Source organism: Microvirga sp. BSC39 (genome assembly GCF_000739015.1).
GTDB lineage: Bacteria > Pseudomonadota > Alphaproteobacteria > Rhizobiales > Beijerinckiaceae > Microvirga.
In genome coordinates this window covers 48,545-68,414 of sequence record NZ_JPUG01000069.1, presented here as the reverse complement: position 1 = coordinate 68,414, position 19,870 = coordinate 48,545, and the positions used below count along the sequence as shown (strand labels likewise).

Annotated in this window: 19 protein-coding genes and 1 tRNA gene; 19 read left to right on the top strand and 1 reads right to left on the bottom strand. The window is 63.7% G+C overall.

The window, feature by feature from the left end; genetic code table 11:
* Positions 1–84: 84 nt before the first annotated feature.
* From plsX to MA07_RS17535, 5 genes are all read left to right on the top strand, one after another.
* Positions 85–1,119 carry a phosphate acyltransferase PlsX gene (plsX, locus tag MA07_RS17555; RefSeq protein ID WP_036353879.1) on the top strand — a complete coding sequence of 345 codons (1,035 nt, stop codon included), beginning with the start codon at positions 85–87 and terminating at the stop codon, positions 1,117–1,119.
* Between the two features lie 92 nt (positions 1,120–1,211).
* On the top strand, positions 1,212–2,189 hold the full coding sequence (locus MA07_RS17550) for a beta-ketoacyl-ACP synthase III (RefSeq protein WP_036353876.1): 978 nt from the start codon (positions 1,212–1,214) through the stop codon (positions 2,187–2,189).
* A 125-nt stretch (positions 2,190–2,314) separates the two neighbouring features.
* Positions 2,315–2,626 carry an integration host factor subunit alpha gene (locus tag MA07_RS17545; protein ID WP_009491113.1) on the top strand — a complete coding sequence of 104 codons (312 nt, stop codon included), beginning with the start codon at positions 2,315–2,317 and terminating at the stop codon, positions 2,624–2,626.
* A 5-nt stretch (positions 2,627–2,631) separates the two neighbouring features.
* Entirely contained in the window at positions 2,632–3,147 is a 516-nt protein-coding gene (locus MA07_RS17540; RefSeq protein ID WP_244445276.1) for a MerR family transcriptional regulator, read from the top strand.
* Between the two features lie 152 nt (positions 3,148–3,299).
* Positions 3,300–3,376 (top strand) — tRNA-Asp (locus MA07_RS17535).
* A gap of 172 nt (positions 3,377–3,548) precedes the next feature.
* Here the strand turns inward: MA07_RS17535 and MA07_RS17530 are convergent.
* The gene (locus MA07_RS17530) at positions 3,549–4,448 is read right to left on the bottom strand and encodes a hypothetical protein (RefSeq protein WP_036353872.1); all 900 of its coding nucleotides are present in this window, start codon (positions 4,446–4,448) and stop codon (positions 3,549–3,551) included.
* A 355-nt stretch (positions 4,449–4,803) separates the two neighbouring features.
* Between MA07_RS17530 and MA07_RS17525 the strand changes: the two genes are divergently transcribed.
* From MA07_RS17525 to nuoN, 14 genes are all read left to right on the top strand, one after another.
* Complete coding sequence (locus tag MA07_RS17525) at positions 4,804–5,169, top strand: NADH-quinone oxidoreductase subunit A (RefSeq protein ID WP_036353869.1); 366 nt, start codon at positions 4,804–4,806, stop codon at positions 5,167–5,169.
* Complete coding sequence (locus MA07_RS17520) at positions 5,160–5,744, top strand: NADH-quinone oxidoreductase subunit B (RefSeq protein WP_036353867.1); 585 nt, start codon at positions 5,160–5,162, stop codon at positions 5,742–5,744. The genes MA07_RS17525 and MA07_RS17520 overlap by 10 nt, the downstream gene beginning before the upstream one ends.
* 14 nt (positions 5,745–5,758) lie before the next feature.
* Complete coding sequence (locus tag MA07_RS17515) at positions 5,759–6,385, top strand: NADH-quinone oxidoreductase subunit C (protein ID WP_052003274.1); 627 nt, start codon at positions 5,759–5,761, stop codon at positions 6,383–6,385.
* Positions 6,382–7,572, top strand: a complete 1,191-nt coding sequence (locus MA07_RS17510) for an NADH-quinone oxidoreductase subunit D (protein ID WP_036353861.1) — start codon at positions 6,382–6,384, stop codon at positions 7,570–7,572. The genes MA07_RS17515 and MA07_RS17510 overlap by 4 nt, the downstream gene beginning before the upstream one ends.
* Before the next feature lie 113 nt (positions 7,573–7,685).
* Complete coding sequence (gene nuoE, locus MA07_RS17505) at positions 7,686–8,744, top strand: NADH-quinone oxidoreductase subunit NuoE (protein WP_036353859.1); 1,059 nt, start codon at positions 7,686–7,688, stop codon at positions 8,742–8,744.
* 14 nt (positions 8,745–8,758) lie between these two features.
* Positions 8,759–10,060 (top strand): NADH-quinone oxidoreductase subunit NuoF, encoded by a 1,302-nt coding sequence (gene nuoF / locus MA07_RS17500; protein ID WP_036353856.1) that lies wholly within the window; start codon positions 8,759–8,761, stop codon positions 10,058–10,060.
* An 8-nt stretch (positions 10,061–10,068) separates the two neighbouring features.
* On the top strand, positions 10,069–12,147 hold the full coding sequence (gene nuoG / locus MA07_RS17495; protein WP_036353853.1) for an NADH-quinone oxidoreductase subunit NuoG: 2,079 nt from the start codon (positions 10,069–10,071) through the stop codon (positions 12,145–12,147).
* Positions 12,148–12,159: 12 nt separating this feature from the next.
* Positions 12,160–13,185: an NADH-quinone oxidoreductase subunit NuoH gene (gene nuoH / locus MA07_RS17490; RefSeq protein WP_036353850.1), complete on the top strand. Its 1,026-nt coding sequence runs from the start codon at positions 12,160–12,162 to the stop codon at positions 13,183–13,185.
* Positions 13,186–13,197: 12 nt separating this feature from the next.
* Positions 13,198–13,686 (top strand): NADH-quinone oxidoreductase subunit NuoI, encoded by a 489-nt coding sequence (gene nuoI / locus MA07_RS17485; RefSeq protein ID WP_036353847.1) that lies wholly within the window; start codon positions 13,198–13,200, stop codon positions 13,684–13,686.
* A 140-nt stretch (positions 13,687–13,826) separates the two neighbouring features.
* Positions 13,827–14,441, top strand: a complete 615-nt coding sequence (locus MA07_RS17480) for an NADH-quinone oxidoreductase subunit J (RefSeq protein WP_036353844.1) — start codon at positions 13,827–13,829, stop codon at positions 14,439–14,441.
* Positions 14,442–14,452: 11 nt separating this feature from the next.
* On the top strand, positions 14,453–14,761 hold the full coding sequence (gene nuoK, locus MA07_RS17475) for an NADH-quinone oxidoreductase subunit NuoK (RefSeq protein WP_036353841.1): 309 nt from the start codon (positions 14,453–14,455) through the stop codon (positions 14,759–14,761).
* Between the two features lie 88 nt (positions 14,762–14,849).
* Positions 14,850–16,910: an NADH-quinone oxidoreductase subunit L gene (gene nuoL / locus MA07_RS17470; RefSeq protein ID WP_036353838.1), complete on the top strand. Its 2,061-nt coding sequence runs from the start codon at positions 14,850–14,852 to the stop codon at positions 16,908–16,910.
* A complete protein-coding gene (locus MA07_RS17465) occupies positions 16,910–18,421 on the top strand; it encodes an NADH-quinone oxidoreductase subunit M (RefSeq protein WP_036353835.1) in 1,512 nt (503 codons plus the stop codon). The genes nuoL and MA07_RS17465 overlap by 1 nt, the downstream gene beginning before the upstream one ends.
* Positions 18,422–18,428: 7 nt before the next feature.
* Entirely contained in the window at positions 18,429–19,868 is a 1,440-nt protein-coding gene (gene nuoN, locus MA07_RS17460) for an NADH-quinone oxidoreductase subunit NuoN (protein ID WP_036353977.1), read from the top strand.
* Positions 19,869–19,870: the final 2 nt, after the last annotated feature.

Genomic DNA, 19,870 nt, shown 5'->3' with positions numbered 1-19,870 from the left:
GAGCTCAGAATTCAGTTGCGGAGCCCCGGCAAACCGCTATTTTCCGCCCCCTGTTGAACGACTTAAAAGAAAGAACAACCGCTTATGCCGAAGCCGGTGCGTATTTCGCTTGATGCGATGGGGGGCGATCACGGCCCATCCGTTGTGATCCCGGGCGCTGCCTTGGCCTTGGAGCGGCACCCCGACCTGCGCTTCCTGATGTTCGGCAACGAGACGGTGATCGCGCCTCTGTTGGACGCGCACCCCCGGCTGAAGGCAGCCACGGAGTTGCGGCATACCGACATGGCCATCTCCATGGACGAGAAGCCCAGCCAGGCTATCCGCATGGGGCGGGGCAAGTCCTCCATGTGGCGCGCCGTGCAGGCGGTGCGCGACGGGGAGGCAGATGCCGCGGTCTCGGCCGGCAATACTGGAGCCCTCATGGCGACCGCCAAGGTCTGCCTGAAGACGATGGCGCATATCGAGCGCCCGGCGATTGCGGCCATGTGGCCGACGATGCGGGGCGAGAGCATCGTGCTCGATGTGGGAGCGACCATCGGCGCCGATGCGGGCCATCTGGTCGATATGGCCATCATGGGTGCTGCCATGGCGCGGATCGTGTTCGACCTCGAGCGTCCGACGGTCGGGCTCCTCAATGTCGGCACGGAGGAGATCAAGGGGATCGAGGCGGTCAAGGAGGCCGGTCGGATTCTCAAGGAAACGAGCCTCCCGAACCTCGACTATCGCGGGTTCGTCGAGGGAGACGACATCGGCAAGGGCACCGTCGACGTGGTGGTCACGGAAGGTTTCACGGGTAACATCGCCCTGAAGACCGCCGAAGGCACCGCCAAGCAGATCGGCCAGTATCTCCGCTCGGCCATGAGCCGGACCCTGATGGCCAAGATCGGCTACCTTTTCGCGAAACAGGCTTTTAACGCTCTCCGGGACAAGATGGACCCCCGCAAGGTCAATGGCGGCGTGTTCCTGGGCCTTGAGGGGGTTGTGGTGAAAAGCCACGGCGGGACCGACGATCTCGGCTTCGCCAGCGCCATCGATGTCGCCTATGACATGGCTCACTTCGAATTGATGAACACAATCCGGAGCATGCTCGATCATGATCCGGTCGGGCAGCCTGCTTAGAGCATGTACATGCTCTTATCTTTTTGGAATAGCATGACCTTTTCGGGCAATCGGTTCCCACCTGCCTGGATCGTGCTGTAGGAAGGCGCATCTTGAAACGCACCCGTTCCATCGTACGCGGCATCGGCTCCTATCTGCCGAGGCGCAAGCTGACGAACCAGGATCTTGAGAAGCTGGTGGATACCTCGCACGACTGGATCGTGCAGCGGACCGGCATCGAAGAGCGCCACATTGCCGAGGACGACGAGACCACGTCGGTTCTCGGCATCAAGGCGGCTGAGGCGGCCCTGGCCGATGCCGGGCTGACCGCCAATGACATCGATCTCGTCATCTGTGCGACCTCCACGCCCGACTACACCTTCCCGTCGACCGCCACCATGATCCAGACCGGCCTCGGTATGACCCATGGCATGGCCTTCGACCTGCAGGCGGTCTGCACCGGCTTCGTCTATGCGGTCGCCACCGCCGACAAATTCCTGCAATCCGGCTCGCACAAGCGCGCTCTCGTGGTGGGGGCGGAGACCTTCTCGCGAATCCTCGATTGGAACGACCGCACCACCTGCGTGCTCTTCGGCGACGGCGCGGGCGCCCTCGTGCTCGAGGCCCAGGAGGGTGAGGGCACCTCCGCCGACCGCGGTGTGCTGACATCCCATCTCCGTTCCGATGGGCGCTACCGGGACAAGCTCTATGTGGACGGCGGTCCGGGTTCCACGAAGACCACCGGTGTCCTGAAGATGGAAGGCCGCGAGGTCTTCAAGTTCGCCGTCGGCATGGTGGCGGACGTGGTGCAGGACGCCTTCAAGGCAACGGGCACGAGCTCCGACGAACTGGACTGGTTCGTGCCGCACCAAGCCAACCGACGCATCATCACGGCAAGCGCCGACAAGCTCGGGATCGCGCCGGAGAAGGTGGTCATCACCGTTAACAAGCACGGCAATACCTCGGCCGCCTCGATCCCGCTGGCTCTCGACGCAGCGCGAAAGGACGGCCGGATCAAGGATGGCGACCTTGTGATGATCGAGGCGATCGGTGGTGGCTTCACCTGGGGAAGCGCCTTGATCCGCTGGTAGGATCGAGGCAATTGACCTCTGGTGTTCCGATGGTTCACACCTTGGCGGTTGACCGTAGGGAGCCATCTGCATAGCGTCGTCACAAGGCGACAGGACCAACGAACTCAAGTGCGCTGGGGAGCTCAATGGCTGGCAAGACGATAACGAGAGCGGATCTGAGCGAGGCGGTTTACCAGAAGGTGGGCCTGTCGCGGACAGAATCAGCCGAGTTGGTGGAACGGGTCCTGGCTGAAATCTGCGACTCCCTGGCTGCCGGCGAGACGGTCAAGCTGTCCTCCTTCGGCTCGTTCATCGTGCGCAGCAAGGGCGAGCGCGTCGGCCGCAACCCGAAGACCGGCGTCGAGGTTCCGATCGATCCGCGCCGGGTCATGGTTTTCAAGCCTTCGAACGTCTTGAAGGCGCACATCAACGGTGAGACCTTCGAAGGCGAGGATTGATCCGGATGGCAAGCGGCGTCATGGACAAGAGCCCCGACGCATTCCGCACGATCAGCGAGGTTGCCGACGATCTCGACGTGCCCCAGCATGTGCTGCGCTTCTGGGAGACCCGCTTCAACCACATCAAGCCGCTGAAGCGCGGCGGCGGGCGCCGCTACTACCGCCCGGATGACGTCGACCTGCTCAAGGGAATCCGCCACCTTCTATATGGCGAAGGTTACACGATTAAAGGGGTTCAGCGGATCCTGAAGGAGGAGGGGGTACGCTTCGTCCAGGGGATTGGCCGGGGTGAGCAGACCCTTGCTGAACTCGGCCCCGAGCGCGACGTTGCACATGCCGATGAGGACGCTCCGGTTTCAGAGGGGCTAGTGCCTGAAGAGGACGATCTCCCGCTTGCCTCACAACAGGAGCTGCCCCGGGAGGCGCTCCGCAGACTTCAAGTCGCTCTGGAGGAACTCTATGAATGCGACCGGGTGCTGACGTCCTTGAGAAGCCCCGGAGATGCTGTGGTGGTGGAATAGACGCCTGCCAGGCAGCTGCTACCTGCTTTGGGATTCAATCGGCCTCCATCGTACCCGTTTTGACAGGGCAATTGAAAATGAGTGCGTTGCACCCTTGACAGGGGGATGGGCGGCTCTTAAACCGCACCCACACCGCTTCGGCGGTCCGATGCGCGGGCGTAGCTCAGTCGGTTAGAGTGCCGGCCTGTCACGCCGGAGGTCGCGGGTTCGAGCCCCGTCGCCCGCGCCACTTTCCCCAAAATCAGGTTCAATCCAGCACAATCCACCGTCGGTGGACGTAGGACTGCATGACCCGTGCGGAGCCGGACGGCCGCCCTGAGGGTGATCCGCAGGAGGAAGGGCATTCGAGCCTTTTCATCGCCTCGAATGCTTCCGTCTGCCAGGACGCCATTCAGCCGAGCTTAGCCCCGCACGAACCGCCAGGTGAGGGTGCCCGTCATGGGGGCAACCGTCTGGCCTGAGTTGTGAGACACGGACCCTACATTCTCGAACCGGCCCTGGCCGCTCCATGTGGCCTCGTCCACCTTGATGGGCTGGTCGAACAGCTCGAACTTGCCCCGGCCCTCGAGGAACGGAACCGACGTCTCTTTCGTATAGGCTTGGCCGCTCATCTGGACCGGGACCGGGATGTTGAGCCCATTCAGGCGCAGGCTGAGAAGGCCCTTCTGAAGGTCGACGGAGATCTCGGCCTGACACGCCTTGTCCAGAACGCCCGTAGGCTGCCCCGAAAGGTCCAGTTTGCCGGTTCGCTGGAACTTGTAGGGCTTGGCCGGGGCGGGCTGTGAGATGTTCATTCCATCTCCTTCGTCCGCCACCATAGCGACACCTGTCGCGCAGGGAATGCGCCGGTCGGCCACCCAGTTCTGGAAGCGGGCGTCATCCGGCTGCATGGCTCCGAGACCCCCGGGGCTGGCCATCATCTTCTGCATGATGGCCGTCGCTGCCTGCCTCTCGCAGGCTTGGTCCCCTTTGCACGTCTCGACCGCATTCTTGAGGGCAGCCATGCCTTCGGGCATGGGCGCATTGCTCTGGTCGATGCCGCCGACCTTGATCATGGGGGCCGGGCTCTTCGTGGGCATGTACATGGCAAGCTCGAGTTCCAGCTTGCGATCGGCCGTGAGCCGGTACCATTCGACCTTGTTGGATAGATCCTTCCTCCCGGAACCCTTCAGATCGACAGTGATGAAAAGGCGGCCGGTGGGGGCAGGAGCCGCAGGCCGGCGGCTGCTCTGGGCCGACGCAGCCGTGGGGATAAGGCAGGCGAGCGCCAGGGCAGCCAGCTTATGGAAACGAATGTACATCCGAGGCTCACGTTACGAGACGAAATGCCGAACTATATAAAGTAACTAGACCGTAAGAGCGAATCTTCAGCCCTTCCAATGGCTTCGCGGTCCTTGCGCCTCAAACTGCCTTGGGTATGCCGCTAACGCTGAGTCGCACCGGTTCTGTCAGGCCCGGAGCCATGCAGAAATCGAATTCCCAGTTTGGAATCGTTCTTTTTGCGGCAGTGCAAACACTTGTCACGGAAGGGGATCTCGGCTAAGGCTCCGGCGCAATCAGCGTGATGTCGCAGGGGGGTGTTTTAGGCCTTTCTGAGGCTTAAATGCGTTGCAGATTGCCGGCCCCGGGCCGGATTCCTGTCCTTCTAGGTGTCGTATGACGAATCTCCTCGCCGACTACCTGCCTCTTGTCATCTTTATCGGCGTCTCTCTCCTGATTGGGGTGGCGTTGCTCGTGGCGCCGTTCATCGTTGCCTACAGCCGTCCGGACCAGGAGAAGCTGTCCGCCTATGAGTGCGGCTTCAACGCATTCGATGATGCCCGCATGAAGTTCGACGTGCGGTTCTATCTCGTGGCCATCCTTTTCATCATTTTCGACCTTGAAGTGGCGTTCCTGTTTCCCTGGGCCATTACGTTCGGGAATCTCGGCTGGTTCGGCTTCATCTCCATGATGCTCTTCCTTGGAGTGCTGACGGTCGGCTTCATCTACGAGTGGAAGAAGGGAGCCCTGGAATGGGATTGATCTCTGACAATCAGTCGACCCTGGTCGCTCCTGCCCCCCGTGGCATCATCGACCCGAATACCGGCAGCCCGGTCGGTTCGACGGATCCTTACTTCGTCTCCATCAACGAGGAGCTGTCCGACAAGGGCTTCCTCGTCACCTCGACCGAGGATCTCATCACCTGGGCGCGCACCGGCTCGCTCATGTGGATGACCTTCGGCCTGGCGTGCTGCGCCGTCGAGATGATGCAGATGTCCATGCCGCGCTATGATGCCGAGCGTTTCGGTTTTGCGCCGCGCGCCTCGCCGCGCCAGTCGGACGTGATGATCGTGGCCGGAACGCTCACCAACAAGATGGCGCCCGCCTTCCGCAAGGTCTATGACCAGATGCCGGAGCCGCGCTACGTCATCTCCATGGGCTCCTGCGCCAATGGCGGCGGCTACTATCACTATTCCTACTCCGTGGTTCGTGGCTGCGACCGCATCGTGCCGGTCGACATCTACGTCCCGGGCTGCCCGCCCACGGCTGAGGCACTCCTCTATGGCGTTCTCCTTCTCCAGAAGAAGATCCGCCGCACCGGCACCATCGAGCGCTGAGCAAAGGTCATTGCATGAGTGCTGAGCTCCAAGCCCTGAGCGATCACATCGCCTCGTCCCTCGGCGAGGCGATCGAGGACCGGGCCATTGCCTATGACGAGCTGACGGTCGTCGCCCGCCGCGAGGACATCGTGCGGGTGGCAACGTTCCTGCGGGACGATCCGCAGTGCCGGTTCGTCTGCTTCATCGATATCTGCGGCGCGGATTATCCTGCCCGCGAGGAGCGCTTCGATGTGGTTTACCACTTCCTGGCGCCGCACCATAACCGCCGTATCCGCGTGAAGGTTCGGACGGACGAGGTGACCCCCGTGCCGTCGCTCAACAGCGTCTTCGCGGCGGCGAACTGGTACGAGCGTGAAACCTACGACATGTACGGTGTTCTTTTCACCGGGCACCCGGACCTGCGCCGTATCCTCACCGATTATGGCTTTGAAGGGCACCCCCTGCGCAAGGACTTCCCGATGACCGGGTATGTCGAGGTTCGCTATGACGACGGTCAAGGCCGGGTGGTCTATGAGCCGGTGAAGCTCAGCCAGGAGTTCCGCAACTTCGACTTCCTCTCTCCCTGGGAAGGCACCGACTACGTGCTGCCCGGCGACGAGAAGGCCAAGGCCTTAAGGGGCGGAGAGAGCGACCGATGAGCGAACACAACATCCGCAACTTCACCATCAACTTCGGCCCGCAGCATCCGGCGGCGCACGGCGTGCTGCGCCTCGTGCTGGAGCTGGACGGCGAGGTGGTCGAGCGCGTCGATCCGCATATCGGCCTGCTTCACCGCGGCACCGAGAAGCTGATCGAGTACAAGACCTACGTTCAGGCCAATCCCTATTTCGACCGGCTCGACTATGTCGCGCCGATGAACCAGGAGCATGCCTACTGCCTCGCCATCGAGAAGCTCCTCGGCATTTCTGTGCCCCGCCGGGCCCAGCTCATCCGAGTGCTCTTCGCTGAAATCGGGCGCCTGCTCTCGCACCTCCTGAACGTGACCACGCAGGCCATGGACGTCGGCGCGCTCACGCCGCCCCTCTGGGGCTTCGAGGAGCGCGAGAAGCTGATGATCTTCTACGAGCGCGTCTCCGGCTCCCGCCTGCATGCCAACTACTTCCGGCCCGGTGGCGTCAACATGGACATCCAGCCGGAGCTGATCGACGACATCGAGGCTTTCTGCGACCCGTTCCTGCAGGTGCTCGACGATCTCGATACCCTCGTCATGGGCAGCCGTATCTTCAAGCAGCGCAATGTCGACATCGGCACGATCACGCTGGACGATTGCTTCACCTGGGGCTTCTCCGGTCCTCTGGTCCGCAGCTGCGGCGTGGCCTGGGATCTGCGCAAGTCGCAGCCCTACGAGTGCTACGAGGAGATGGAATTCGACATCCCTGTCGGCAAGAACGGCGACAACTACGACCGCCAGGTCATCCGCATGGAAGAGATGCGCCAGTCGGTCCGCATCATGCGCCAGTGCCTCGACAAGCTGCGGGCGCCGGACGGGCAGGGGCCCGTGACCACGCTCGACGGCAAGATCGCCCCGCCATCCCGCAAGGACATGAAGCGTTCGATGGAAGCGCTGATCCATCACTTCAAGCTGTACACGGAAGGCTTCCACGTCCCTGCGGGCGAGGTCTATGCCGCCGTGGAGGCTCCGAAGGGTGAGTTCGGCGTCTATCTCGTGTCGGACGGCACCAACAAGGCCTATCGCTGCAGGATCCGCGCCCCGGGCTTTGCCCACATGCAGGGCATGGACTTCATGTGCCGCGGCCACATGCTGGCCGACGTCGCGGGCGTCCTGGGCTCCCTCGATATCGTGTTCGGCGAGGTCGACCGCTGAGGAATACCTGCCCCGCAGCCGGAGCAGGAAGCCACGCTCTTTGAAGCGTGCTGAATTGGTTCAAGTCGTGTGGCCGGGCTGATGCCCGGCCATGACGATGAGGAGAAGAGTGTATGGCCGTTCGTAAGCTCGCGCCTGAAGAATTGCAGCCCCAGAGCTTCGTTCTCTCCCCGGAGACCGAGGCTTTTGCGGACAAGGAAATTGCCAAGTATCCCCCGGGCCGGCAGGCCTCGGCCGTGATCGCGTTGCTGGGCAAGGCTCAGGAGCAGGCGGGCGGCTGGCTGCCGCGCAAGGCTATCGAGGCCGTGGCCGCGAAGCTCGACATGGCGGTCATCCGCGTGATGGAGGTGGCGACCTTCTACACGATGTTCAACCTCGAGCCGGTCGGAAAGCACTTCATCCAGTTCTGCGGCACGACGCCCTGCATGCTGCGTGGAGCCGGCGACATCCGGAAGGTCCTGGAAAGCCGCGTCGGCGAGCAGAACCATGTCAGCCCCGATGGCAACTTCTCGTGGCTCGAGGTCGAGTGCCTGGGCGCCTGCTCCAATGCCCCGATGGTGCAGATCAACGACGACTACTACGAAGACCTGACGGCTGAGAACTTCGAGAAGCTCCTCGACGATCTTGCCGCCGGTCGTCCCGTGAAGAAGGGTTCGCAGATCGGCCGGAACCGGTCGGAGCCTTTCGAGGCCGTGAACACCCTGCAGGATCCGACGCTGTATGACGGCTCGCTCGTCGGGGCCTGGCGCAAGCGCTTCGACGAGCAGGCAAAGGCTGCTGAGACTGGTGAAGCCGCCGCCGCGATGGCCTCCATCCCGCAAGAGGTGAAGGCCGCAAAGCCGACCGCAGGCCGCCCCATCGAGAGCCCTGTCGCCGACACCCCTGCGGAGCGCGCCAAGAACGGCGAGACGCCGATCAATCCGGTTGACCGCAAGGAAGCCGCCGATCCGTCGACGGCCACCAAGGGCAAGTCGCATACGGAAGAGGGCGCAAGGCCTGCTCCGCAGAGCCGCAAATCCTACGTGGCTTCGCCCACCAAGGATGGCGAGGCCGTGCCCACCAGCCCGACGACCCCGGAAGCCGGAACGCCGCCCGCCGAGGCCGAGACACGCCGCGACGGCAGCGAGAGCAAGCCGGATGTGGTCGTCGACAAAGACAACATGACGTCCTGATGGAGTGATCGGGAATGCTTCAGGACAAAGATCGTATCTTCACCAATCTCTACGGCTTCCATTCGCCGGATCTCAAGGCTGCGCAGATGCGCGGCGCATGGGACGGAACCAAGTTCCTCCTGGAGCAGGGCCGCGACTGGATCATCAATGAGATGAAGGCCTCCGGCCTGCGCGGCCGCGGCGGCGCAGGCTTCCCCACGGGCCTGAAATGGTCCTTCATGCCCAAGCAGTCGGACGGCCGTCCGCACTATCTGGTCGTGAACGCCGACGAGTCGGAGCCGGGCACCTGCAAGGACCGCGAGATCATGCGGAACGATCCGCATCTCCTGGTCGAGGGTTGCCTTCTCGCATCCTTCGCCATGGGGGCTCATGCGGCCTACATCTACATCCGTGGCGAGTACGTGGCCGAGCGCTTTGCGCTCCAGCGGGCGGTGGATGAGGCCTACGAGGCCAAGCTGATCGGCAAGGACAACATCCACGGTTATCCCTTCGACCTCTACGTCCATCACGGTGCAGGCGCTTACATCTGCGGCGAGGAGACGGCTCTGATCGAGAGCATGGAGGGCAAGAAGGGCATGCCGCGCCTGAAGCCGCCGTTCCCGGCCAATATGGGTCTCTACGGCTGCCCCACGACCGTCAACAACGTCGAGTCCATTGCCGTCGCCGGCACGATCCTGCGCCGCGGCGCCTCCTGGTTCTCCGGCATCGGCCGTCCGAACAACGTGGGCACCAAGCTCTTCTGCGTGTCGGGTCACGTGAACAAGCCCTGCAACGTGGAAGAGGCCATGGGCCTCACCTTCCGCGAGCTGATCGACCGCCATTGCGGCGGCATCCGCGGCGGCTGGGACAACCTGCTCGGCGTCATCCCCGGTGGATCCTCCGTGCCGATCGTTCCGGCCCATGAGATCGCCGACGCCTACATGGATTTCGACACCCTTCGTAATCTCAAGTCGGGCCTCGGCACCGCCGCCGTGATCGTGATGGACAAGTCCACCGATATCGTCCGCGCCATCGCTCGCCTGGCATACTTCTACAAGCATGAGAGCTGCGGCCAGTGCACCCCGTGCCGTGAGGGTACGGGCTGGATGTGGCGGGTGCTCAACCGCATGGCCGAGGGCCGCGCCCAAAAGCGCGAGATCGACATGTTGCTCGAAGTCTCGACCCAGATCGAAGGCCACACCATCTGCGCGCTCGGCGACGCGGCGGCTTGGCCGGTTCAGGGTCTGATCCGCCACTTCCGTCACGAGATCGAGAAGCGGATCGACGATTACGCGGCGAACCCGCATTCCGAATCCGTCATGATCGCGGCGGAGTGAGATTGAAGATGGCGAAAATCATCGTTGATGGCGTCGAGGTCGACGTTCCTGCGGAATACACCCTGCTCCAGGCGGCTGAGGCGGCCGGTGCGGAGATTCCGCGCTTCTGCTACCATGAGCGGCTCTCGATCGCCGGCAACTGCCGCATGTGCCTCGTCGAGGTGAAGGGCGCGCCGAAGCCGGTCGCGTCCTGCGCCTGGGGCGTACGCGACTGCCGTCCGGGCCCGAACGGCGAGCCGCCGGAAGTCTCCACCAAGTCGCCGACGGTCAAGAAGGCGCGGGAAGGGGTGATGGAGTTCCTCCTCATCAACCACCCGCTCGACTGCCCGATCTGCGACCAGGGCGGCCAGTGCGACCTGCAGGACCAGGCCATGGCCTACGGGGTCGACACCAGCCGCTTCCACGAGAACAAGCGCGCGGTCACCGACAAGTACCTCGGCCCGCTGGTGCGCACCTCCATGAACCGGTGCATTCACTGCACCCGCTGCGTGCGCTTCTCGGCCGAAGTGGCCGGCGTGCCGGATCTCGGCGCCCTGTGGCGCGGCGAGGACATGGAGATCACGAGCTATCTCGAGAAGGCCCTCGGCTCCGAGCTTCAGGCCAACGTGGCGGATCTCTGCCCGGTCGGCGCTCTCACCCACAAGCCGGAAGCCTATCATTACCGCCCCTGGGAGCTCACCAAGACCGACTCCGTCGACGTGATGGATGCGGTCGGCTCCTCGATCCGCGTCGATTCCCGTGGGCGCGAGGTCATGCGCATCCTGCCGCGCGTGAACGAGGCGGTGAACGAGGAGTGGATCACCGACAAGACCCGCCAGATCGTGGACGGCCTGCGCCTCCAGCGCCTCGACCGCCCCTTCGTGCGGGAGAACGGCCGCCTGCGCCCTGCCTCCTGGCAGGAGGCCTTCGCCACCATCGCTGCCCGCGTGAAGGGCACTGACCCGAAGCGCATCGGCGCCATCGTGGGCGATCTCGCTGCGGTTGAGGAGATGTACGCCCTGAAGCTCCTCATGGAGAGCCTCGGCGTCACCAACATCGACGCCCGCCAGGACGGCAGCGTGCTGACCCCGGTCTACGGCCGCGGCTCCTACCTGTTCAACACCACCATCTCCGGCATCGAGGATGCGGACGCGATCCTGATCGTGGGTTCGAATCCGCGCATCGAGGCCTCGCTCGTCAACGTGCGTATCCGCAAGCGCTGGCGCATGGCCCCGCCGCCGATCGCCATGATCGGCGAGCATGCGGACCTCACCTATCCTTACGAGTATCTCGGCGCCGGTCCCGAGACGCTCTCGGAGCTCGCCTCGGGTCGCCACAGCTTCATCGAGAAGCTCCGCGGCGCCGAGCGTCCGCTGATCATCGTGGGGCAGGGCGTTCTTTCCCGCCCGGACGGTCTGGCGGTTCTCTCCACTGTCGCTCAGCTTGCCCGTGATGTGGGCGCGGTGAAGGACGGCTGGAACGGCTTCTCGGTTCTGCACACCGCCGCGTCCCGCGTCGGCGCCCTCGATCTCGGCCTCGTGCCGGGCGATTGGGGCCTGAACGCCCAGACCATGGCGCAGGGCGAAGTGGACGTGCTGTTCAATCTCGGCGCGGACGAGATCGACATCGCTCCCGGGGCCTTCGTGATCTACCAGGGCACCCATGGCGACCGCGGCGCGCACCGCGCCGACGTGATCCTGCCGGCGGCGACCTATACGGAGAAGTCCGGCACCTACGTCAACACGGAAGGCCGGGTGCAGCTCGCCAACCGCGCGGCTTTCGCCCCCGGCGAGGCCCGCGAGGACTGGGCGATCCTGCGCGCTCTGTCCGACGTGCTGGGCCACCGCCTGCCGTTCGACTCGCTCAATGCCCTGCGCGCCAAGCTCTATGCCGCCTATCCGCATTTCGCCGCGGTCGAGACGGTTCAGCCGGCGGACGGCTTCGCGGCCATCCAGGCGCTTGCCAATATCGGCGGCACCCTCGGACGCGAGCCTTTCGTGAGCCCGGTGAAGGACTTCTACCTGACGAACCCCATTGCCCGCGCCTCCGGCGTCATGGCCGAGTGCTCCGCGCTCGCCCGTGAGCTGAAGCTCGAGGCGGCTGAGTAAGAGGAACGGATCATGGAATTTGGGGACATCCTCCTCGCCGTCGCGATCATGCTGGGCAAGAGCCTGCTCATGCTGGTCGCGCTTCTCATCTTCATCGCCTACGCGCTCTATGCCGACCGCAAGGTCTGGGCGGCCGTTCAGCTGCGCCGCGGCCCGAACGTGGTCGGACCCTGGGGCCTGCTCCAGTCGTTTGCCGATCTGCTCAAGTTCGTCCTGAAGGAGCCGATCATCCCGGCGCCTGCCAACAAGGGCATGTTCCTGCTGGCGCCGTTGCTGATGTGTACCCTGTCGCTGGCGGCCTGGGCGGTCATTCCGCTCAATGCCGGCTGGGCCATCGCCGACATCAATGTGGGCATCCTGTACATTTTCGCGATCTCGTCGCTCGGCGTCTACGGCGTCATCATGGGCGGCTGGGCCTCGAACTCGAAATACCCGTTCCTCGGCGCGCTCCGTTCGGCCGCCCAGATGGTGTCCTACGAGGTGTCGATCGGCTTCGTGATCGTGACGGTGCTCATGTGCGCCGGCACCCTGAACCTGTCGGCCATCGTGGAAGCTCAGAACTCCAGCCTCGGCATCCTGGGCTGGTACTGGCTGCCGCTCTTCCCGATGTTCGTGGTGTTCTTCATCTCGGCCATGGCTGAGACGAACCGCCCGCCCTTCGACCTGCCGGAGGCCGAATCCGAGCTCGTGGCAGGCTATATGGTGGAATATTCCTCCACCCCGTACCTGCTCTTCATGCTCGGCGAGTACGTGGCCATCATGACCATGTGCGCGCTCGGCACGATCCTGTTCCTCGGCGGCTGGCTGTCGCCGATCCCGTTCGCCCCTTTCACCTGGGTGCCCGGCGTGATCTGGTTCGTGCTGAAGGCGAGCTTCCTCTTCATCCTCATCGCCATGGTGAAAGCCTTGGTGCCCCGCTATCGCTACGATCAGCTCATGCGCCTCGGCTGGAAGGTCTTCCTGCCCCTGTCGCTCGCCATGGTCGTGATCGTGGCGGCTGTCCTCATGGCAACCGGCAATGCGCCGGGCGTCCGCTAAAGGAGATCGGCCATGCAGCTCGACCGCATTGCCCAGTCGCTCCTGCTGAAGGAGTTCGTCGCAGGCTTCATCCTGACGGTGAAGTACTTCTTCAAGCCGAAGGCGACCCTGAACTACCCGTTCGAGATGGGCCACCGCGGGCCTCGCTTCCGCGGCGAGCACGCCCTGCGGCGCTATCCCAACGGGGAAGAGCGCTGCATCGCCTGCAAGCTCTGCGAAGCCATCTGCCCGGCGCAGGCCATCACCATCGAGGCCGGCCCGCGCCGGAACGACGGCACCCGCCGCACGACCCGCTACGACATCGACATGGTGAAGTGCATCTATTGCGGCATGTGCCAGGAGGCCTGCCCGGTGGACGCCATCGTCGAGGGGCCGAACTTCGAATTCTCGGTAGAGACCCGCGAGGAGCTCTACTACGACAAGGCCAAGCTTCTCGAGAACGGGGAGCGCTGGGAGCGCGAGATCGCGAAGAACCTCGCGAAGAACGCCCCCTACCGGTAAGAGCGCCTCTGGCCCGGTGAGGGCAGGGAGGCAAGCAGCTCCGGCGGGTTGTCCCCGCCGGATTCGGAATTTATAGACAGGCCGCCGGATTCTTCCGGGGCAACGTCGGAAGGGGCCGCCTTGTGCGGCTTGAACTGAGCATGACGGTTACCGCCGCCTTCTTCTATCTGTTCGCGACGATCACGATCGCCTCCGGCTTCATGGTGATTGCCTCCCGCAATCCCGTGCAGTCGGTGCTGTTCCTCATCCTGGCCTTCGTGAATGCGGCGGGCCTGTTCCTGCTGATGGGGGCAGAGTTCCTGGCGATGATCCTGGTGATCGTCTATGTGGGCGCGGTCGCGGTGCTGTTCCTCTTCGTCGTCATGATGCTCGACGTGGATTTTGCGGCGCTGCGCCAGGGTTTCCTGCAGTACCTGCCCATCGGCGGCCTGATCGGGTTGATCCTCCTGCTGGAGCTGATCCTCGTGGTCGGCACCTACACCGTCGATCCGGGCCTGGTCCGGTCCCCACAGGTGCCGATCCCGTCGGCCGACGTCATGACCAACACCGAGGCCATCGGCCAGGTGCTCTACACCCGCTACTTCTATTTCTTCCAGGCCGCCGGCCTGATCCTGCTGGTCGCCATGATCGGTGCCATCGTCCTGACCCTGCGCGAGCGGGTCGGCGTGCGGCGCCAGGACATTTCCAAGCAGAACGCCCGGACGCAGGAAACGGCCGTCGAGGTGCGGAAGGTTCCCTTCCGCCAGGGCATCTAAGGAGGCACGCCATGGTTATCGGACTGGGTCATTATCTCACCGTCGCGGCCGTCCTCTTCACGCTCGGCGTGTTCGGCATCTTCATCAACCGGAAGAACGTGATCGTCATCCTGATGTCCATCGAGCTGATCCTGCTCGCCGTGAACATCAACATGGTCGCCTTCTCGACCCACCTGAACGACATCGTCGGCCAGGTCTTCGCCATGCTGATCCTCACGGTCGCGGCGGCGGAGGCGGCCATCGGGCTGGCCATTCTGGTGGTCTTCTTCCGCAACCGTGGCTCGATCGCGGTTGAAGACGTCAACATGATGAGGGGCTAGGAGCATGATTCAGAAAAGTGGGAACCGGTTTTCTGAACAAAATCATGCATCAGCTGTAAGCCCGAACGGACCGGCGAAGTAAACGCACATGTATCACGCAATCGTCTTCCTGCCGCTCGTCGGCTTCCTCATCGCAGGCCTCTTCGGCCGCGTGCTCGGCCCCCGGCCGAGCGAGATCATCACCACGGCGCTGCTCTTCGTGGCGGCCGTCCTCTCCTGGGTGTCCTTCATCCAGGTCGGCTTCGGAGACGGCGCCACCCGGGTCCAGGTCGCCCATTGGATGTCCGTCGGCGACCTCCAGGTCGACTGGGCGTTCCGGATCGACACGCTGACGGCCATGATGCTGGTGGTGGTGAACACCGTCTCGGCGCTCGTGCACCTCTACTCTATCGGCTACATGCACGAGGATCCGCACCGCTCGCGCTTCTTCGCCTATCTGTCGCTCTTCACCTTCACCATGCTCATGCTGGTGACGGCCGACAACCTCGTCCAGATGTTCTTCGGCTGGGAAGGCGTGGGTCTCGCGAGCTACCTGCTCATCGGCTTCTGGTATCAGAAGGATTCCGCCAACGCGGCGGCCATGAAGGCCTTCATCGTCAACCGTGTCGGCGATTTCGGCTTCCTGCTCGGCATCTTCACGGTCTTCGTGCTTTTCGGCGGCGTCACCTTCGACGCGATCTTCCCGCGCGTGGCTGAGCTGGCGAATGCCAACTTCACCTTCCTCGGGATCGAGTGGCATGCCCTGACCATCGCCTGCCTGCTGCTCTTCATGGGCGCCATGGGCAAGTCGGCGCAGTTCCTGCTGCACACCTGGCTGCCGGACGCGATGGAAGGCCCGACCCCGGTCTCCGCCCTCATCCACGCCGCCACCATGGTGACAGCCGGCGTGTTCATGGTCGCGCGCCTGTCGCCGATCTTCGAGTACGCACCGGCTGCGCTCACCGTCGTGACGGTCATCGGCGGCATCACGGCCTTCTTCGCCGCGACCGTGGGTCTGGTCCAGAACGACATCAAGCGCGTCATCGCCTATTCGACCTGCTCGCAGCTCGGCTACATGTTCGTGGCCCTCGGCGTCGGCGCTTACAGCGCGGGCGTGTTCCACCTGTTCACCCACGCCTTCTTCAAGGCGCTGCTGTTCCTGGGTGCGGGCTCGGTGATCCATGCCATGCACCACGAGCAGGACATGCGCCACATGGGAGCGCTCCGCCGCTACATCCCCATCACCATGGCCATGATGCTCATCGGCAACCTGGCGCTGACCGGCTTTCCGTTCACCGCCGGCTACTACTCGAAGGACGCGATCATCGAGGCGGCCTACGCGGCCCGTTCGACCGCCGGCTCCTTCGCCTTCCTGGCAACGGTCGTCGCTGCCTTCATGACGTCGTTCTATTCCTGGCGCTTGTTCTTCCTCACCTTCGAGGGCACTGCCCGCTGGGGTCACAGCCATCATGGTCATGCGGCTCACGCGGGCCATGCGGCTCACGCGCCGCACGACCACGAGGGTGTAGAGCATGACGATCACAGCCGGGATGTGGAGCCTGCCCATCACGCCCAGCACGAGCATGGTCACCATGGGGACCACACGCCCCATGAGAGCCCGCTGGTGATGCTGGTGCCGCTCGTCGTGCTCGCCATTGGCGCAGTCCTGGCCGGTATCGTGTTCCACGATGCCTTCATCGGCGAAGGCTATCAGGACTTCTGGAAGGGGGCCCTGTTCGCCCGTCCCGAGAACCACATCCTGGAGGAGATGCACCACCTCCCGGGCTGGGTACCGCTCCTGCCGTCGATCATGATGGGTCTCGGCTTTGTGCTCGCTTGGTACATGTACATCGTCGACACCAAGCAGCCGGCAAGGCTCGCGTCCGATCACCCGATCCTGTACCGCTTCCTGCTCAACAAGTGGTACTTCGACGAGCTCTACGACGCGATCTTCGTGCGGCCCGCCATGTCCATCGGCCGCTTCTTCTGGCGGACCGGCGACCAGCGCATCATCGACGGACTTGGCCCTGACGGCATCTCCGCCCGCGTCCTCGACGTGACGCGCGGGGTGGTGCGGGTGCAGACCGGCTACGTCTATCACTATGCCTTCGCGATGCTGATCGGCGTTGCGGCTCTCGTGACCTTCTATCTCTTCAGGGGAGCCCACTAATGCTCGGCTTCGGCATCCTCTCGGGCCTTCTGGTCCTGCCGCTCGTCGGAGCGGCCTTCATCCTGACCCTGCGCGGCGACAGCGAGGCTGCTCGCTCCAACGCCCGCTGGGCGGCGCTTGCCACGACGATTGCCACCTTCCTGCTGTCGCTCGTCGCCTGGGCGCGGTTCGACACGGCCACGGCATCGTTCCAGCTCGTGGAAAGCCATGTCTGGCTGACCGAGACCATCCGGTTCAAGCTCGGCGTCGACGGCTTCTCCATGCCGCTGATCCTGCTCACCACCTTCCTGATGCCGTTCTGCATCCTGGCCTCGTGGGAGTCGATCGGCCATCGGGTGAAGGAATACTTCGTCGCCTTCCTGGTCCTCGAGACCACGATGATCGGCGTGTTCTGCGCCCTCGATCTCGTGCTGTTCTACCTGTTCTTCGAGGCAGGCCTGATTCCGATGTTCCTCATCATCGGCATCTGGGGCGGCAAGCGGCGCATCTACGCGAGCTTCAAGTTCTTCCTCTACACGCTGCTCGGCTCCGTGCTGATGCTGCTCGCCATCATGGCCATGTACTGGCAGGCGGGCACCACCGACATCCCGACGCTTCTCGCCCACAATTTCCCGTCGAACCTGCAGACCTGGCTCTGGCTCGCCTTCTTCGCATCCTTTGCGGTGAAGATGCCCATGTGGCCGGTCCACACCTGGTTGCCAGACGCCCACGTGGAAGCGCCGACCGCAGGCTCGGTGATCCTGGCCGGCGTTCTGCTGAAGATGGGCGGCTACGGCTTCATCCGTGTGTCGCTGCCAATGTTCCCGGAGGCTTCGGAGTATTTCGCCCCGTTGGTCTTCGCTCTTTCCGTCATCGCGATCATCTACACCTCGCTGGTCGCCCTGATGCAGGAGGACATCAAGAAACTCATTGCCTATTCCTCGGTGGCGCATATGGGCTTCGTGACCATGGGCCTGTTCAGCATGAACGAGCAGGGCATCCAGGGCGCCATGTTCACCATGATCTCCCACGGCCTCATCTCCGGCGCGCTCTTCCTCTGCGTGGGCGTGATCTACGACCGGATGCACACCCGCGAGATCAAGGCCTATGGCGGCCTCGTGAACCGGATGCCCATGTATGCGGTGGTGTTCCTGATCCTGACCATGGCCAACGTGGCCCTGCCGGGCACCTCGGGCTTCATCGGCGAGTTCCTGACCCTGATGGGAGCCTTCCGGTCCAACACCTGGGTGGCGTTCTTCGCGACAACCGGCGTGATCCTCTCGGCCGCTTACGCGCTCTGGCTCTATCGTCGTGTGGTCTACGGAGAGCTCGACAAGCCGGCGCTCCAGACGATCACCGACCTGAACCGCCGTGAGATCATCACTTTCGCGCCGCTGATCCTGCTCATCATCTATTACGGCGTGCAGCCCGGTCCGATCCTCGACGTCTTCGCGGCACCGACGGAGACGCTTCTCAACAACGTTCAGGCTGCGCTCGCCACCGTGAAAACGGCAGCTGTCGCCGCACACTGAGGTCATGATGAACCCCGCCTTCACCATCCCCGCATTCGGCCCCGTGCTGCCAGAGATCCTCATGGCGGCCGGAGCCCTCATCATGGTCCTGTTCGGCGCCATCCGTGGCGAGCGACCGGGCTACGCCATGAACATCATCGCCCTGGCGCTTCTCGCCGTCACCTTCGTGGCGGTGCTGATGCTGCCGGGCGAGCGTGTCGAGACCATGGGCGGCTCCTTCGTGGTCGACGGCTTCGCCAAGTTCATGAAGGCCCTGACGCTCATCGCCTCCGCCGGCGGCGTCATTCTCTCGCTCGACTACATGCGCCGCGAGGGGATCAGCCGCTTCGAGTACCCGATCCTGATCGTGCTCTCGACCATCGGCATGATGATGGTGATCTCGGCCAATGACCTGATCGCCCTCTATATCGGCCTTGAGCTTCTGAGCCTGTCGTCCTACGTCATCGCCGCCTTTGACCGCGACAACGTGCGCTCGACCGAGGCCGGCCTGAAGTACTTCGTGCTCGGCTCGCTCTCGTCCGGCATGCTGCTCTACGGCTCGTCCCTGGTCTACGGCTTCTCCGGCAGCGTCTCCTTCCCGGTCATTGCTACCGTCCTTCAGGGCAATGTGAGCATCGGCGCCATCGTCGGCCTCGTCTTCGTGGCCGCCGGCATCGCCTTCAAGATCTCGGCCGTGCCGTTCCATATGTGGACACCGGACGTCTATGAGGGCTCGCCCACGCCGGTCACCGCCTTCTTCGCCGCCGCTCCCAAGATGGCCGGCATGGCCATGGCCACCCGCGTGTTCATCGATGCCTTCCCGGGCATCACGGTCCAGTGGCAGCAGATCATCGTCTTCATTTCCATTGCCTCCATGGTGCTCGGCTCCTTCGCGGCCATCGGCCAGCGCAACATCAAGCGCCTGATGGCTTATTCCTCCATCGGCAACGTGGGCTATGCGCTGATCGGCCTCTCGGCCGGCACGGCCGAGGGCATTCAGGGCGTCATCGTCTACATGGCGATCTATCTCGCCATGACGCTCGGCACCTTCGCGGTGATCCTCGGCATGCGTCGCGGCAACGTGATGTACGAGACGGTGGACGATCTCTCCGGGATGGCGCGGACCCATCCGGTGCTCGCCTTCTGCCTCGGCATGATGATGTTCTCGCTCGCGGGTATCCCGCCGCTCGCCGGCTTCTTCGCCAAGTTCGCAGTGTTCAACGCAGCCATCGAGGCCGACCTGGTGGCGCTTGCCATCATCGGCGTTGTGACCAGCGTGATCGGCGCCTACTACTACCTGCGCATCGTGAAGGTGATGTACTTCGATGAGCCGGCCGAGCGTTACGATGCCATGCCGGCAGGCGTGAAGCTCGTCCTTGCGCTCTGCAGCATCTTCGTCGTCCTCTTCGGCATCGTTCCGGCGCCGCTGGTGGCGGCCGCGCGCGCTGCCGCGAGCTCCTTGTTCTGATC

What these genes read in the sequence shown, in the direction of transcription:
- plsX (WP_036353879.1), top strand. Translation starts at nt 85, where the DNA reads ATGCCGAAGCCGGTGCGTATTTCGCTTGATGCGATGGGGGGCGATCAC.
- MA07_RS17545 (WP_009491113.1), top strand. Translation starts at nt 2,315, where the DNA reads ATGGCTGGCAAGACGATAACGAGAGCGGATCTGAGCGAGGCGGTTTAC.
- MA07_RS17540 (WP_244445276.1), top strand. Translation starts at nt 2,632, where the DNA reads ATGGCAAGCGGCGTCATGGACAAGAGCCCCGACGCATTCCGCACGATC.
- MA07_RS17530 (WP_036353872.1), bottom strand. Translation starts at nt 4,448, where the DNA reads ATGTACATTCGTTTCCATAAGCTGGCTGCCCTGGCGCTCGCCTGCCTT.
- MA07_RS17525 (WP_036353869.1), top strand. Translation starts at nt 4,804, where the DNA reads ATGACGAATCTCCTCGCCGACTACCTGCCTCTTGTCATCTTTATCGGC.
- MA07_RS17520 (WP_036353867.1), top strand. Translation starts at nt 5,160, where the DNA reads ATGGGATTGATCTCTGACAATCAGTCGACCCTGGTCGCTCCTGCCCCC.
- MA07_RS17515 (WP_052003274.1), top strand. Translation starts at nt 5,759, where the DNA reads ATGAGTGCTGAGCTCCAAGCCCTGAGCGATCACATCGCCTCGTCCCTC.
- MA07_RS17510 (WP_036353861.1), top strand. Translation starts at nt 6,382, where the DNA reads ATGAGCGAACACAACATCCGCAACTTCACCATCAACTTCGGCCCGCAG.
- nuoE (WP_036353859.1), top strand. Translation starts at nt 7,686, where the DNA reads ATGGCCGTTCGTAAGCTCGCGCCTGAAGAATTGCAGCCCCAGAGCTTC.
- nuoF (WP_036353856.1), top strand. Translation starts at nt 8,759, where the DNA reads ATGCTTCAGGACAAAGATCGTATCTTCACCAATCTCTACGGCTTCCAT.
- nuoG (WP_036353853.1), top strand. Translation starts at nt 10,069, where the DNA reads ATGGCGAAAATCATCGTTGATGGCGTCGAGGTCGACGTTCCTGCGGAA.
- nuoH (WP_036353850.1), top strand. Translation starts at nt 12,160, where the DNA reads ATGGAATTTGGGGACATCCTCCTCGCCGTCGCGATCATGCTGGGCAAG.
- nuoI (WP_036353847.1), top strand. Translation starts at nt 13,198, where the DNA reads ATGCAGCTCGACCGCATTGCCCAGTCGCTCCTGCTGAAGGAGTTCGTC.
- MA07_RS17480 (WP_036353844.1), top strand. Translation starts at nt 13,827, where the DNA reads ATGACGGTTACCGCCGCCTTCTTCTATCTGTTCGCGACGATCACGATC.
- nuoK (WP_036353841.1), top strand. Translation starts at nt 14,453, where the DNA reads ATGGTTATCGGACTGGGTCATTATCTCACCGTCGCGGCCGTCCTCTTC.
- nuoL (WP_036353838.1), top strand. Translation starts at nt 14,850, where the DNA reads ATGTATCACGCAATCGTCTTCCTGCCGCTCGTCGGCTTCCTCATCGCA.
- MA07_RS17465 (WP_036353835.1), top strand. Translation starts at nt 16,910, where the DNA reads ATGCTCGGCTTCGGCATCCTCTCGGGCCTTCTGGTCCTGCCGCTCGTC.
- nuoN (WP_036353977.1), top strand. Translation starts at nt 18,429, where the DNA reads ATGAACCCCGCCTTCACCATCCCCGCATTCGGCCCCGTGCTGCCAGAG.